Raw genomic sequence first — 14,326 nt, 5'->3', positions numbered from 1 at the left:
TGATGGGCGGCTCGGTTTGGACCCTGGTTCGACAAGAGGGCAGGATAGCCCTCTTGGACAGCTGCAGGCTGCCCATAGGGCGAGCGCCAGGGATGGCGCGAGTCAATCCCGACCACCGCCAAATAAAAAAACCGACCTCAGGGTCGGTTTTTTGCTTTCTGACATCGACTGAGGAAAGCCATCCCGATATAACTCCCCCCAGACAGTCAGCCACCCTCCAGGCCTTGCCTCTTCCCCATCATGCCTTCTTTATTTCAGCCGCCGGGCTGAGATCCCTCATCAGGATGTGATGGGAGTCTGAACCTAATGCTCATGATTCTGCCAACCGGGCCGAAACAAGAGGGTCACCACATTCGGTTTGGCCTCTCGGATATTGCTCACCGATTGGATATCATTTTGAAAAACTGATAGTTAAGTGGATACACTAGCCACATTTTTCGCATAGGGACACGGACACATGAGTCTGATCGGTTTGCTGTTAGCCTTGGCAGCCATTTTGGGTGGCAACCTCATCGAGGGGGGGCACCCCAGCGCCCTGCTCGACTTGCCCGCCTTCCTCATCGTGATCGGGGGCACGGTGGGTGCCGCACTGACGCAGTTTCCCTTCTCCGTGGTGGGTAAAACCTTGAAGCGCTTCAAGTGGCTCATCACCCCTCCCCGCCTCGACATGCTGGAGCAGGCCCAGTTGCTGGAGAATCTGGCGGGCAATGCACGGCGCAGCGGCATGCTGGCGTTGGAAGGCATGATCGATGACATCAAGGATCCCTTCCTGCAAAAGGGGGTGCAGATGATGGTCGACGGCTACGAGAAGACCAAGATCCACGAGGTGCTGGAGAACGAGATCGAATTCGAACACGAGGATCTCGAGCAGACTGTCAAGTTCTACGAAGCCATGGGCGGCTACTGCCCGACCATGGGGATCGTCGGCGCCGTGTTCGGCCTGATCCACGCCATGGGCCTGCTGGATGCACCGGACAAGCTCGGTGGCGCCATCGCGGTGGCCTTCATCGCCACCATCTACGGGGTCGGCGCCGCCAACCTGATCTTCCTACCATTTGGCAACCGCTACAAGGGCTTCGCCCATCAGATCCGCCACTACAAGGAGATGACCCTGACAGGCATCCTCTGCATCGTGGATGGCGAGTCACAGCAGCGGCTGCAAGTGACCCTTGAACCCTACCTCGGAGGTCACGGTGGCCAAAAAGAAAAAGCCTGAAGCCCCGGAGAACCATGAACGCTGGCTGGTCTCCTATGCCGACTTCATGACCCTGCTGTTTGCCCTGTTCGTGGTGCTCTACTCCTTCGCCATGGCCAAGCAGTCGGAGACCCGGGTGCTGATCCAGGGCTTTATCGAATCCTTGGGTAAAATAGGCCTCATCTCCATGCCCGCCGGCTCCCCGGTGATGCAAGGCGGTACCGGGATCCTGGAGCCCGAGTCCAAGACCACCCCCGGCTCCTCCCAGAAGGAGCAGGTGCTGGACACCCAGACCCCGGCCGCCGCGGCCGATCCCTTCAACGAGACCATAGGTGCCTCGGAGAAACCCAGCGCAACTCAGTCCTGGCCACACAAGACCAAGGAGCAGGATTGGGCCGCCGTCACCAAACAGAAGCTGGATCAGCAGCTCAAGAGCCAGATTGAATCCAAGGAGCTGGAGGTGGAGCAGCTCGGCAGCCAGCTGGTGATCCGGATCGGCGAGAAGACCCTGTTCCCCGCGGATTCTGCCTTCCTGCAGCCCCAGTTCATTCCACTGGTCAACAAGGTCTCCGATGTGCTGGCCACTATCCCCGGCATGGTGGTGGTGACCGGTCACACCGACAACTCACAGGCCCCGGTGGAGCTTTATCGCAACAACTGGGAGCTGTCGGTGCTGCGGGCGGCCACCATAGTCCACACCCTGCTCACCAATCCCAAGCTGGATTCACGGCGGGTCGTCGCCCAGGGGGCGGCCGACACTCAGCCCCGTTATCCCAACGATACCCCGGCCCATCGCCAGGCCAACCGGCGAGTGGAGATAGTGCTCTCCCAGGGCAAGGCCGCAGAGCAGGCGCTTCCCCTCCTCACCCCCTGATAACAAGACCCCGCCACGCGGGGTTTTTCATCTTTTCGATTAGTTTATTTTTCCAACGATCCAGTGATTTATCCTGCATCGTAAAAGCGATTGAAAATGATTCTCAAATAGGAACCTTGACCTCGCTAGCAAAAACCGATTTTCTTCCCCGCGATTAATAATTAATCCTTTGAAATGACATGTGAATCAACATCTCCATGGCATAATACGTAACACCCTTGTTAACTCACGTGATTAATTCGGTTAGGGAACACTCCTATGTTTGCTGATATTGCTGTCCAGCATTGGGCTTTTGCTGTCTATGTCGTTGGGGCCATCTGTATCTGCCTGACCATGATCGGCCTGGCGTCTTTGTTGGGGGGGCGAGCTTACGGCCGAGCCAAAAATAAGCCTTTCGAATCCGGCATCGACTCAGTCGGTAATGCCCGGCTGCGTTTCTCCGCCAAGTTTTACCTGGTTGCCATGTTCTTCGTCATCTTCGACGTCGAGGCACTCTACCTCTTCGCCTGGTCCGTTTCCGTTCGGGAAAGTGGCTGGGTCGGTTTTATTGAAGCCGCCATCTTTATCTCTCTGCTGCTGGTAGGCCTCATCTACCTGTGGCGTATCGGTGCACTCGACTGGGCACCGAAGAAACCTGTTCTGACTGACAAGAAGCCAGACTGAATTACTGATACTCCCTTTGAGGTTGCACCATGAAGTACACCCTGACCCGGATTGACCCGGATGCGCCCGTTGAGCGCTACCCGCAGGAACAGCGCCAAACCGTCGAGGATCCCCTGGCCCAAGAGGCCTCCCGCGGCATCATGATCGGGCGTCTCGAAGAGGTGTTGCAAGACACAGTCAACTGGGGCCGCAAGAACTCCCTCTGGCCCTATAACTTCGGCATCTCCTGCTGCTATGTGGAGATGTGTACCGCCTTCACCTCCCCCCATGACGTCGCCCGTTTCGGCGCCGAAGTCATCCGGGCCTCGCCACGTCAGGCGGACTTCATGGTGATCGCAGGGACCCCCTTCATCAAGATGGCCCCCGTCATCCAGCGCCTGTATGAGCAGTTGCTCGAACCCAAGTGGGTCATCTCCATGGGTGCTTGTGCCAACTCCGGTGGCATGTACGACATCTATTCCGTGGTGCAGGGCGTGGACAAGTTCCTGCCGGTCGACGTCTACATTCCCGGCTGCCCGCCCCGTCCCGAGGCCTTCTTGCAGGCGCTGATGCTGCTGCAGGACTCCATCGGCAAGGAACGTCGCCCCCTCTCCTGGGTGGTCGGCGATCAGGGGATTTACCGCCCGCAGATGCAGGCCGAGAAGGAACGCAAGCGCGGCGAACGGATCAACGTCACCAACCTGCGCACGCCGGATGAGATCTGATCATGAAACTGACTCGAGAATTCCCCAGTAACTACACCATGTCCCAGTGGCAGCCTTCTGATCACGCTGATGCCCAAGTGGTCGGCGAGCTGTTTGCCCACTTCGGTGCCGAGCGCTTCACCGTCCAGAGCACCCGCACCGGCGTACCGGTCATCTGGCTCTCCCGCGAGCTGCTGCTTGACGTGATCGGCTTCTTGCGCAAGCTTCCTTCCCCCTTCGTGATGCTGTTCGATCTCAGCGCCACCGACGAGCGGATGCGCAGCCATCGCCACGGCCTGCCCGAGAGCGACTTCACCGTCTTCTATCACCTTATCTCCATCGACCGTAACGCCGATGTGATGCTGAAGGTGCCGCTCAAAGAGAGCGATCTGAATCTGCCAACCATCAGCAAACACTTCCCCAACGCCAACTGGTACGAGCGTGAAGTCTGGGATCTGATGGGGATCACCTTCGATGGCCACCCCCATCTGACCCGCATCATGATGCCCAAGAGCTGGCAGGGTCACCCGCTGCGCAAGGACTACCCGGCGCGCGCCACCGAATTCGATCCCTTCATGCTCGATGCGGTCAAGCAGGATCAAGAGCAGGACAACCTGCTGTTCAAACCCGAAGAGTGGGGCATGAGCCGTGGCAACGAGAACGAGGACTACATGTTCTTGAACTTGGGGCCCAACCACCCGTCCGCCCACGGCGCCTTCCGCCTGGTGCTGCAGCTCGATGGTGAGGAGATCCGCAACTGCGTCCCCGACATCGGCTATCACCACCGCGGCGCCGAAAAGATGGGTGAGCGCCAGTCCTGGCACAGCTACATCCCCTACACCGATCGGGTCGAGTACCTGGGCGGTTCGCTCAACAACATGCCTTACGTGCTGGCGGTCGAGAAGCTGGCTGGGATCAAGGTGCCGCAACGGGTCGACATGATCCGGGTGCTGATGTCGGAGCTGTTCCGCATCCAGAGCCATCTGTTGTTCATCGGTACCTACATCCAGGACGTGGGCGCCATGACCCCCGTGTTCTTCACCTTTACCGACCGCCAGAAGATCTACACCATCATCGAAGCCATCACGGGCGCACGCATGCACCCGGCCTGGTTCCGCATCGGCGGGGTGGCCCACGATCTGCCGGTGGGTTGGGCTCGCCTCATCCAGGAGAACCTGCTGGACTGGCTGCCCAAGCGGCTGATGGATTATGAAAAAGCCGCCATGCGCAACAGCATCTTGCGCGGCCGCAGCATCGGCGTCGCCGCCTACAACACCGAGCAGGCGCTGGCCTGGGGCACCACGGGCGGTGGCCTGCGCGCTACCGGCCTCAACTTCGACGTGCGCAAATGGCGTCCCTACTCCGGCTACGATCAGTTCGAGTTCGAGGTGCCGGTGGGTGCCAACGGCGATGCCTACGACAGAGCCATGGTGCGTTTCGAGGAAATTCGCCAGAGCCTGCGCATCATAGAGCAGTGCGTGAAGAACATGCCGGAGGGGCCGTTCAAAGCGGATCACCCGCTCACCACGCCGCCGCCCAAAGAGCGCACCCTGCAAGACATCGAAACCCTGATCACCCACTTCCTGCAAGTGTCCTGGGGCCCGGTGATGCCGGCCGCCGAGTCCTTCCAGATGATAGAGGCGAGCAAGGGGATAAACAGTTACTACCTGACCAGCGACGGCTCCACCATGAGCTACCGGACCCGGATCCGCACCCCGAGCTTCGCTCACCTGCAGCAGATCCCCTCGGTGATCCGCGGCCAGATGGTGTCGGATCTCATCGTCTACCTGGGCAGTATCGATTTCGTTATGTCGGATGTGGATCGTTAAGTCCCCGCAGCGCTCACACCAGAACGCAACGGGACAAGAAGAATAAGCGACAGAAGGTCAAGTCATGAGCCAGCAATGTCAGTGCCAAAATACAGCGTCCCCAGCGGGACAAGGCGGATGCCAGGGCAAGGGAGACGGTTTCGTCCTGAGCCAGGCAGAACGCGACGCCATCGGGCATGAGATACACCACTACGAAGACCCCCGTGCCGCCAGCATCGAAGCGCTCAAGATAGTGCAGCAGGCCCGCGGCTGGGTACCGGACGGTGCCATCCATGCCATCGCCGCCGAGCTCGGCATTCCCGCCAGCGACGTGGAAGGGGTCGCTACTTTCTATAGCCAGATCTTCCGCCAACCGGTGGGTCGTCACATCATTCGCGTCTGTGACAGCATGGTCTGCTACATCAACGGTCACGAGCAGTTGTTGGCCGGCCTGAAAGAGGTCATGGATCTGGCTCCCGGCCAGACCTCGGCCGACGGCCGCTTCACCCTGCTGCCGGTCTGCTGCCTCGGCAATTGCGACAAGGGGCCGGCGCTGATGATCGACGACGACACCTACGGTGGGCTCGATGCCGTCGGCCTGCTCAAGACCCTGGAGGCCTACCCATGAGTCTTGCATCCTTTGGCACCGCCAACCGCACCGCCCGTGCGGCCGAGACTCATCCGCTCACCTGGCGGCTGCGGGACGACGGCCAGCCGGTCTGGCTGGACGAATACCAGTCCAAGCAGGGTTATGACGCCGCCCGCAAGGCACTAGGCCAGATGAGCCCTGACGAGATCGTCGGCACCGTCAAGGACGCCGGCCTCAAGGGCCGCGGCGGCGCCGGCTTCTCCACCGGTGTGAAGTGGGGCCTGATGCCCAAAGACGAGAGCATGAACATCCGTTACCTGCTCTGCAACGCCGACGAGATGGAGCCGAACACCTGGAAGGATCGGCTGCTGATGGAGCAACTGCCCCATCTGCTGATCGAGGGGATGATCATCTCCGCCAAGGCCCTCAAGGCCTATCGCGGCTACATCTTCCTGCGCGGTGAATACGTCGATGCCGCCATCAACCTGCGCCGTGCGGTGGAAGAGGCCAAGGCCGCCGGCCTGCTCGGCAAGAACATCCTGGGTTCGGGCTTTGATTTTGAGCTGTTCGTTCACACTGGCGCCGGGCGTTACATCTGCGGCGAAGAGACGGCACTCATCAACTCCCTGGAAGGGCGCCGCGCCAACCCGCGCGCCAAGCCCCCCTTCCCCGCCGTCTCCGGCGTCTGGGGCAAGCCGACCTGCGTCAACAACGTCGAGACCCTGTGCAACGTGCCCGCCATCATCGGCAACGGCGTCGAGTGGTACAAGGGATTGGCGCTGCCGGGCTCGGAAGATCACGGCACCAAGCTGATGGGCTTCTCCGGACGGGTCAACAACCCCGGGGTCTGGGAGCTGCCCTTCGGCATCACCGCCCGCGAGTTGTTTGAAGACTACGCCGGTGGCATGAAGCCCGGCTATCGCCTGAAAGCCTGGCAACCGGGCGGTGCCGGCACCGGCTTCCTGCTGCCCGAGCACCTGGATGCCCAGATGTATGCCGGCGGCATCGGCAAGGTCGGCACCCGCATGGGCACCGGCCTGGCCATGGCGGTGGATGACAGCATCAACATGGTGGGGCTCTTGCGCAACATGGAAGAGTTCTTCGCCCGCGAATCCTGCGGCTGGTGCACCCCCTGCCGCGACGGCCTGCCCTGGAGCGTCAAGCTGCTGCGCGCGCTGGAGCGTGGCGAGGGTCAGCAGGGTGATCTGGCCACGCTGGAACAGCTGGTCAATTTCCTCGGCCCAGGCAAGACCTTCTGCGCCCATGCCCCTGGCGCCGTCGAGCCCCTTGGCAGTGCCATGAAGTATTTCCGCGCCGAGTTCGAGGCCGGGATCAAGGCACCGCAGGACAATCGCAAGCTGCTCAAAGGGATCCAGCCCAACCTGCTGGGCGAACGCTGGTAAGACGCGACTGCGCGTCCGCAGCTGGTCCTCTGAACTAGCGCGAGCCAAAGATTTTATCTAATTGAAGTCAGGGAAGTTGTATGGCCACCATTCATGTAGACGGTAAAGAGTACGAGGTAGACGGGGCAGACAATCTGCTGCAAGCCTGTCTGTCCTTAGGGCTTGACGTCCCCTATTTTTGCTGGCATCCGGCGCTCGGTAGCGTCGGCGCCTGCCGCCAGTGTGCGGTCAAGCAATATCAGAATGCCGACGACAAGCGCGGCCGCCTGGTCATGTCCTGCATGACCCCCTCCACCGATGGCAGCTATATCTCCATCGAGGATGAAGAGGCGAAAGAGTTCCGCAAGACGGTGGTGGAGTGGCAGATGACCAACCACCCCCACGACTGCCCGGTGTGTGAAGAGGGGGGAGCCTGCCACCTGCAAGACATGACGGTGATGACCGGCCACAACAGCCGTCGCTACCGCTTCACCAAGCGCACCCACCAGAATCAGGATCTGGGCCCCTTCATCAATCACGAGATGAACCGTTGCATCGCCTGCTATCGCTGTGTCCGTTACTACAAGGATTACGCTGGCGGCGAGGATCTCGGTGTCTATGGCGCCCACGACAACGTCTATTTCGGCCGGGTCGAAGACGGTACCCTGGAGAGCGAGTTCTCCGGCAACCTGGTGGAGGTCTGCCCCACCGGCGTGTTCACCGACAAGACCCACTCCGAGCGCTACAACCGCAAGTGGGACATGCAGTTCGCCCCCAGCATCTGCCAAGGGTGTTCGGTCGGCTGCAACATCAGCCCGGGTGAGCGTTACGGCGAGCTGCGCCGCATCGAGAACCGCTACCACGGCGCCCTGAACCACTACTTCCTGTGTGATCGCGGCCGCTTCGGCTACGGTCACGTCAACCTGAGCGATCGTCCGCGCCAGCCCCTGCTCCATGACGGCAACGACAGACTCGCCATCACGGTGGACGGTGCCCTGAACCGCGCCGCCGATGCCCTGCGCACCGCCGCCGGCGTCATCGGCATCGGCTCCCCACGCGCCTCCCTGGAGAGCAACTTCGCCCTGCGCGAGCTGGTTGGCGCCGCCAACTTCTATAGCGGCGTCGAGCAAAGCGAGTGGGAATGCCTGCAGAAGATGCTGCAGATCCTGCAACAGGGTGGCGTACGCACCCCTAGCCTGCGGGACATGGAAGAGGCCGACGCCGTGCTGGTGCTCGGTGAAGACGTCACCCAGACTGCCGCCCGCATCGCCCTGGCCCTGCGCCAGGCGGTCAAGGGCAAGGGGCGCGAGATCGCCCGCAAGCTGAAGGTGGATCTGTGGCAGGTCGCCGCGGTGCAGACCCTGGCCCAGAACGAGCGCTACCCGCTGCTCATCACCAGCCTGGACAGCACCCGTCTGGACGACGTGGCGAGCGGCACCCTGCACGCGCCTCACGCGGATCAAGCGCGCCTCGGCTTCGCCATCGCTCACCTGCTCGACGGCTCGGCCCCTGCCTTGACGGATCTGGCTCCCGAGCAGCAAGCCCTGGCCGCACAATGGGCCGAGCTGCTTGGCAACGCCAAGAAGCCGCTCATCATCGCAGGCTCAGGTGCCCGCTCCCAGGCACTGCTCGAGGCGGCAAGCAACATAGCCCGCGCCCTCAAGGGTCGTGGTCAGGCCGTAGAGCTGGCGCTGGTGGCACAAGAAGTCAACAGCCTGGGGCTGGCCATGCTGACCGACACAGCCGCGCCGCTCGAAGCCGCACTGGAACGCATCGAGCGCGATGACAATCTCGCGCTCATCACCCTGGAGAACGATCTCTATCGCCGCGCCGCTCGCAGCCGGGTCGATGCCGCCCTCGACCGCCTGCAACACCTGCTGGTTGTCGATCACCAGGACACCGGCACCGCTCAGAAGGCAGGCCTGGTATTGCCCGCCGCCAGCTTCGCCGAGGGTGATGGCACAGTCGTGAACATGGAAGGCCGCGCCCAGCGCTTCTTCCAGGTCTATGCCCCCGCCTTCTACGACGCCGACATTCAGGTGCGCGAGAGCTGGCGCTGGCTGGCCGCGCTGCAAGGCGCCCTGGACCGCAAGCCCCTGCGCTGGAATACCTTCGATGAGGTGAGCACGGCCTGCGCCGCCAGTGCCCCGCTGCTGGCCACCATGCGCGAAGCCGCCCCCAACGCGGGTCTGCGCATCCGTGGCATGAAGCTCGCCCGCGAACCGCACCGCTACAGCGGTCGCACCTCCATGCTGGCGGATCAGAACGTGAGCGAGCCTCGGGTCGCGCAAGATCCCGACTCGCCGTTCAACTTCTCCATGGAAGGCTACGCCGGTGCCCGCCAACCCCTGCAACAGGTGCCCTTCGCCTGGGCGCCGGGCTGGAACTCACCGTCCGCCTGGAACAAGTTCCAGGATGAAGTGGGTGGCAACCTGCGCGCCGGGGATCCCGGTCGCCGTCTGCTGGAAGCGGGTGAGGACAGCCTCGGCTGGTTCGACCGCATCCCCACTCCCTTCCAGGCCCAAGAGGCGCTGCAGGTGGTGAGTTACGATCAGCTGTTCGGTGGCGACGAGCTCTCCGCCCGTAGCCCGGTCATCCAGGCACGGATGAGCGAGCCCACCCTGGTGCTGAACCCGGCCGACGCCGCCCGTCTGGCCCTCAACGCCGGCAGCCTGGTTGCCTTCTCCTGGGGTGGCCACCACTGGCGGCTGACCCTGCGCCTGAGCGACACACTGGCCAAGGGACTGCTCGGCCTGCCGCTCGGTGCCAATGGCCTGCCGACCGCGCTGCATCAGACCTATGTGAACAACTTGCAGGAGGCCATAGCATGAGCCACGTGCTGATCACCCTTTCTCAACGCGACAACCAGCAGGAGGCCAGCCGATGAGCGATTCGCTGATTGACCTGCTGCTGGAGGTGGGCAAGGCCCTGATCGTGCTGGTGGGGATCGTGGGGGCCGGTGCCTTCATGAGCTTCATCGAGCGCCGCCTGCTGGCGCTCTGGCAGGATCGCTACGGCCCCAACCGGGTGGGCCCCTTCGGCCTGCTGCAGCTGGCGGCCGACATGGTCAAGATGTTCTTCAAGGAGGACTGGATCCCGCCGTTCGCCGATCGCCGGATCTTCGTGCTGGCCCCCATCATCGCCTTTACCGCCTTCATTCTGGCGTTTGCGGTGGTGCCCATCACCCCCACCTGGGGCGTGGCGGATCTGAACGTGGGCCTGCTCTACATCCTGGCCATCGCGGGGCTGGCGGTCTACGCCGTGCTGTTCGCCGGCTGGTCGAGCAACAACAAATACTCCCTGCTCGGCAGCCTGCGGGCCTCGGCCCAGACCCTCTCCTACGAGGTGTTCCTCGGCCTGTCCCTGATGGGCATAGTGATTCAGACCGGCAGCTTCAACCTGCGGGAGATCGTCGAGGCCCAGGCAGGGCTCTGGAACGTGGTACCCCAGATCCTGGGTTTCGTCACCTTCCTGTTTGCCGGCGTCGCCGTCACCCACCGCCACCCGTTCGATCAGCCGGAGGCCGAGCAGGAGCTCGCCGATGGCTATCACATCGAGTACGCGGGCATGAAATGGGGTCTGTTCTTCGTGGGCGAGTACATCGGCATAGTGCTGATCTCCTCCCTCATCGTGACCCTGTTCTTCGGTGGCTGGCACGGCCCCTGGCTGCCGCCCTTCATCTGGTTCGCCCTGAAGACCGCCTGTTTCATGGTGTTCTTCATCCTGCTGCGGGCTTCCCTGCCTCGCCCGCGCTTCGACCAGGTGATGTCCTTTGGCTGGAAAGTCTGCCTGCCGTTGACCCTTCTCAATATGTTGGTCACCGGCGCCGTAGTGCTGATGAACGTGCAGTGAGGCACCTATGAAAATCATTAATATCATCAAGGGTGTTGGCACCCAACTGCGCAGTCTGGGGATGGTGTTCTCCCATGCCTGGCGGCCCCGCGAGACCCTGAGCTACCCGGAGCAGGCCGTCTATGCGGCGCCCCGTTTCCGTGGTCGCATCGTCTTGACCCGCGACCCCGACGGCGACGAGCGCTGTGTGGCATGCAACCTGTGCGCCGTCGCCTGTCCGGTCGGTTGCATCTCCCTGCAAAAAGCGGAGCGGGATGATGGGCGCTGGTACCCGGAGTTCTTCCGCATCAACTTCTCCCGTTGCATCTTCTGCGGCCTGTGTGAGGAAGCCTGCCCCACCACCGCCATCCAGCTCACCCCGGATTTCGAGATGGGTGAGTATCGTCGCCAGGACCTGGTGTACGAGAAGGAAGATCTGCTGATAAGCGGCCCCGGCAAGTACCCGGACTACAACTTCTATCGCATGAGCGGTATGGCTATCGACGGCAAACCGAAAGGGGATGCCGAGAACGAAGCCAAACCCATCGATGTCAAGAGCCTGCTGCCCTAGGAGTCAATCATGGAACTGGCATTTTATGCCGCGGCCCTGGTCGCCATTTACAGCACGCTGCGGGTGATCAGCACCAGCAACCCGATGCACGCGCTGCTCAATCTCATCATCTCGCTCATCGCCGTGGCCATGATCTTCTTCTGCCTTGGTGCCTCCTTCGCGGGTGCCCTGCAGGTGATCGTCTACGCCGGCGCCATCATGGTGCTGTTCGTGTTCGTGGTGATGATGCTGAACCTGGGCTCGGCCCAGGATCAGGAACGCAACTGGCTCACCCCCAAGACCTGGGGCGGGCCAGCCCTGCTCTCCATCATCCTGCTCGGCTTCCTGGCCTACGGCATCCTCGGCGTCACCGGTGGTGTGCTCGGCCTGACCGACGTCAGTGCCAAGGAAGTCGGCATCGCCCTGTTCGGCCCCTACGTGCTGGCGGTGGAGCTCGCCTCCATCCTGCTGCTGGCGGGCCTGGTCACCGCCTATCACCTGGGCCGTGAGGACAAGAACGGAGAGGTGCTCTCCGTGCCCAAACCCCCCGTGCGCCCATCTCAAGAAGGAGGTCAGCAATGAGTGGCATTCCCATGGAACACGGCTTGTTGCTGGCAGCCATCCTGTTCTGTATCGGCCTGTGCGGTCTGTTAATTCGCCGTAACTTGCTGTTTATCCTCATGAGTATCGAAATCATGATGAATGCGTCCGCACTGGCGTTCGTGGTGGCTGGCAGCCGCTGGGCCCAGGCTGATGGCCAGATCATGTACATACTGGTGATTTCTCTGGCGGCAGCGGAGGCCAGCATTGGCCTGGCCCTGTTACTGCTGCTCTATCGTCGTTACCACACCCTCAGCGTGGACACTGTGAGCGAGATGCGCGGATGAGCCTCCTATTCCTGACTTTCCTGTTCCCGCTGTTGGGCTGGCTGGTGCTGGCCTTCTCCATCGGCCGCTTCGGCGAGCGCACCTCCGCGCTCATCGGCGTCGGCAGCATAGGCCTGTCGGCCCTGACCACTATCTGGGTTGGCATCGACTTCCTCGGCAACATGCCGGAAGGTGGCGTCTACACCCAGACCCTGTGGCAATGGATGGCGGTGGGTGAATTCACCCCCAGCTTCCGTCTGGCGCTGGATGGGCTGTCGCTGACCATGTTGGGTGTGGTGACTGGGGTGGGTTTCTTCATCCACCTGTTCGCCTCCTGGTACATGCGTGGGGAAGAGGGTTATTCGCGCTTCTTCACCTACACCAACCTGTTCATCGCCAGCATGGTGTTCCTGGTGCTGGCCGATGACCTGCTGTTCGTCTATCTCGGTTGGGAAGGCGTGGGCCTGTGCAGCTACCTGCTGATCGGCTTCTACTACCGCAATCCTGCCAACGGGGCTGCCGCCCTCAAGGCGTTCGTGGTGACCCGGGTCGGTGACGTCTTCCTCGCCATCGGCCTGTTCGTCCTGTACCGGGAACTCGGTACCCTTAACATCCACGAGCTGCTGGTACGGGCTCCGGCGATGTTTGCCGAGGGCTCCCCTGCCCTGTCGTTCGCCTGCCTGATGCTGCTCGGTGGCGCCGTCGGTAAATCCGCCCAGCTGCCGCTGCAGACCTGGCTTGCCGACGCCATGGCGGGTCCGACCCCGGTCTCGGCGCTGATCCACGCGGCCACCATGGTGACCGCCGGTGTCTATCTCATCGCCCGTACCCACGGTCTGTTCCTGCTGGCCCCCGAGATCCTGCATCTGGTGGCGCTGGTGGGTGCCATCACCCTGGTGCTGGCAGGCTTTGCCGCCCTGGTGCAGACCGACATCAAGCGGATCCTGGCCTATTCCACCATGAGCCAGATCGGCTACATGTTCCTGGCCCTCGGGGTCGGTGCCTGGGATGGGGCCATCTTCCACCTGATGACCCACGCCTTCTTCAAGGCGCTCTTGTTCCTCTCCGCCGGTGCCGTCATCGTCGCGACCCACCACGAGCAGAACATCTTCAAGATGGGGGGTCTGCGCAAGAGCCTGCCGCTGGTCTATGCCTGCTTCCTGGTCGGGGGCTCGGCACTGGCCGCGCTGCCGCTGGTGACCGCCGGTTTCTACAGCAAGGACGCCATCCTCTGGCAGGTGCAGGCCAGTGGCCAGAACACCCTGCTGTGGGCCGGTCTGGTGGGGGCCTTCCTGACCTCCCTCTACACCTTCCGTCTGATCTTCATCGCCTTCCACGGCAAGCCGCAAACCGAGGCCCATGCCGGTCACGGCCTGGCGCACAAGCTGCCGCTGCTGGTGCTGTTGGTGCTCTCCACCGCCATCGGTGCCTGGATCACGCCCCCCCTGGCGGGTGTGCTGCCGGCGGGCCCTGGCGATCACATCGAAGAGGGCCGTCACAGCCTGGAGATCCTGTCCGGCGTCATCGCCGTGGCGGGCATCGCACTCGCCGCCTTCCTGTTCCTTGGCGAGCGTCGCCTGGCAAGAAGTATTGCCGAGAGCGCACCTGGCCGTCTGCTCAGCACCCTCTGGTTCAACGCCTGGGGCTTCGACTGGCTGTATGACAAGCTCTGGGTCAAACCCTACCTGCTGGCGACCCGCTTGCTTGGCAAGGATCCGCTGGACTGGATGATGAACCTGCCCGCCGTACTGGCATACAGTGGTCATCAGATACTGGCCTGGACTGTCACCGGCAAGTTGCGCTGGTACGCAGCCTCCATGGGGATGGGCGCCGTCCTGATCCTGGCGCTGCTGCTGCTCGGTTGACGTCGATGCATTCCCTGAAT

At 62.3% G+C, this 14,326-nt stretch carries 13 protein-coding genes; all 13 read left to right on the top strand.

The window, feature by feature from the left end; all coding sequences use genetic code 11:
• The first annotated feature begins 457 nt into the window (after positions 1-457).
• Positions 458-1,216, top strand: coding sequence for a flagellar motor protein (locus tag BN1124_RS08260; protein ID WP_033129137.1), 759 nt, complete (start codon positions 458-460; stop codon positions 1,214-1,216).
• Positions 1,194-2,069 (top strand): flagellar motor protein MotB, encoded by an 876-nt coding sequence (locus BN1124_RS08255; RefSeq protein WP_042640750.1) that lies wholly within the window; start codon positions 1,194-1,196, stop codon positions 2,067-2,069. The genes BN1124_RS08260 and BN1124_RS08255 overlap by 23 nt, the downstream gene beginning before the upstream one ends.
• 258 nt (positions 2,070-2,327) lie before the next feature.
• On the top strand, positions 2,328-2,732 hold the full coding sequence (locus tag BN1124_RS08250) for an NADH-quinone oxidoreductase subunit A (protein ID WP_033129135.1): 405 nt from the start codon (positions 2,328-2,330) through the stop codon (positions 2,730-2,732).
• 29 nt (positions 2,733-2,761) lie between these two features.
• Complete coding sequence (locus tag BN1124_RS08245; RefSeq protein ID WP_042640748.1) at positions 2,762-3,436, top strand: NuoB/complex I 20 kDa subunit family protein; 675 nt, start codon at positions 2,762-2,764, stop codon at positions 3,434-3,436.
• A gap of 2 nt (positions 3,437-3,438) precedes the next feature.
• A complete protein-coding gene (nuoC, locus tag BN1124_RS08240; RefSeq protein WP_042640746.1) occupies positions 3,439-5,244 on the top strand; it encodes an NADH-quinone oxidoreductase subunit C/D in 1,806 nt (601 codons plus the stop codon).
• A 64-nt stretch (positions 5,245-5,308) separates the two neighbouring features.
• The gene (gene nuoE / locus BN1124_RS08235; protein WP_082041492.1) at positions 5,309-5,851 is read left to right on the top strand and encodes an NADH-quinone oxidoreductase subunit NuoE; all 543 of its coding nucleotides are present in this window, start codon (positions 5,309-5,311) and stop codon (positions 5,849-5,851) included.
• Positions 5,848-7,215 carry an NADH-quinone oxidoreductase subunit NuoF gene (nuoF, locus tag BN1124_RS08230; RefSeq protein ID WP_042640744.1) on the top strand — a complete coding sequence of 456 codons (1,368 nt, stop codon included), beginning with the start codon at positions 5,848-5,850 and terminating at the stop codon, positions 7,213-7,215. Before nuoE ends, nuoF begins: the two co-directional genes overlap by 4 nt.
• A gap of 80 nt (positions 7,216-7,295) precedes the next feature.
• Positions 7,296-10,025 carry an NADH-quinone oxidoreductase subunit NuoG gene (gene nuoG / locus BN1124_RS08225; RefSeq protein WP_042640742.1) on the top strand — a complete coding sequence of 910 codons (2,730 nt, stop codon included), beginning with the start codon at positions 7,296-7,298 and terminating at the stop codon, positions 10,023-10,025.
• Positions 10,026-10,077: 52 nt separating this feature from the next.
• Positions 10,078-11,046, top strand: coding sequence for an NADH-quinone oxidoreductase subunit NuoH (gene nuoH / locus BN1124_RS08220; protein ID WP_042640740.1), 969 nt, complete (start codon positions 10,078-10,080; stop codon positions 11,044-11,046).
• 7 nt (positions 11,047-11,053) lie between these two features.
• The gene (nuoI, locus tag BN1124_RS08215) at positions 11,054-11,596 is read left to right on the top strand and encodes an NADH-quinone oxidoreductase subunit NuoI (RefSeq protein WP_033129128.1); all 543 of its coding nucleotides are present in this window, start codon (positions 11,054-11,056) and stop codon (positions 11,594-11,596) included.
• Positions 11,597-11,605: 9 nt separating this feature from the next.
• Positions 11,606-12,157 (top strand): NADH-quinone oxidoreductase subunit J, encoded by a 552-nt coding sequence (gene nuoJ / locus BN1124_RS08210; RefSeq protein WP_042640738.1) that lies wholly within the window; start codon positions 11,606-11,608, stop codon positions 12,155-12,157.
• A complete protein-coding gene (gene nuoK / locus BN1124_RS08205; protein ID WP_033129126.1) occupies positions 12,154-12,462 on the top strand; it encodes an NADH-quinone oxidoreductase subunit NuoK in 309 nt (102 codons plus the stop codon). Before nuoJ ends, nuoK begins: the two co-directional genes overlap by 4 nt.
• Positions 12,459-14,306, top strand: a complete 1,848-nt coding sequence (nuoL, locus tag BN1124_RS08200; protein ID WP_042640736.1) for an NADH-quinone oxidoreductase subunit L — start codon at positions 12,459-12,461, stop codon at positions 14,304-14,306. Before nuoK ends, nuoL begins: the two co-directional genes overlap by 4 nt.
• Positions 14,307-14,326 lie beyond the last annotated feature (20 nt).

The organism is Aeromonas eucrenophila, assembly GCF_000819865.1.
Lineage (GTDB): Bacteria > Pseudomonadota > Gammaproteobacteria > Enterobacterales > Aeromonadaceae > Aeromonas > Aeromonas eucrenophila.
This window is presented reverse-complemented; position numbering and strand designations above follow the sequence as displayed.

Excerpts from the sequence above, each read along its gene's own strand:
- BN1124_RS08245 (WP_042640748.1), top strand. The coding sequence starts at position 2,762 with ATGAAGTACACCCTGACCCGGATTGACCCGGATGCGCCCGTTGAGCGC.
- nuoK (WP_033129126.1), top strand. The coding sequence starts at position 12,154 with ATGAGTGGCATTCCCATGGAACACGGCTTGTTGCTGGCAGCCATCCTG.
- BN1124_RS08250 (WP_033129135.1), top strand. The coding sequence starts at position 2,328 with ATGTTTGCTGATATTGCTGTCCAGCATTGGGCTTTTGCTGTCTATGTC.
- BN1124_RS08260 (WP_033129137.1), top strand. The coding sequence starts at position 458 with ATGAGTCTGATCGGTTTGCTGTTAGCCTTGGCAGCCATTTTGGGTGGC.
- nuoE (WP_082041492.1), top strand. The coding sequence starts at position 5,309 with ATGAGCCAGCAATGTCAGTGCCAAAATACAGCGTCCCCAGCGGGACAA.
- nuoL (WP_042640736.1), top strand. The coding sequence starts at position 12,459 with ATGAGCCTCCTATTCCTGACTTTCCTGTTCCCGCTGTTGGGCTGGCTG.
- nuoH (WP_042640740.1), top strand. The coding sequence starts at position 10,078 with ATGAGCGATTCGCTGATTGACCTGCTGCTGGAGGTGGGCAAGGCCCTG.
- nuoJ (WP_042640738.1), top strand. The coding sequence starts at position 11,606 with ATGGAACTGGCATTTTATGCCGCGGCCCTGGTCGCCATTTACAGCACG.
- nuoC (WP_042640746.1), top strand. The coding sequence starts at position 3,439 with ATGAAACTGACTCGAGAATTCCCCAGTAACTACACCATGTCCCAGTGG.
- nuoG (WP_042640742.1), top strand. The coding sequence starts at position 7,296 with ATGGCCACCATTCATGTAGACGGTAAAGAGTACGAGGTAGACGGGGCA.
- nuoI (WP_033129128.1), top strand. The coding sequence starts at position 11,054 with ATGAAAATCATTAATATCATCAAGGGTGTTGGCACCCAACTGCGCAGT.
- nuoF (WP_042640744.1), top strand. The coding sequence starts at position 5,848 with ATGAGTCTTGCATCCTTTGGCACCGCCAACCGCACCGCCCGTGCGGCC.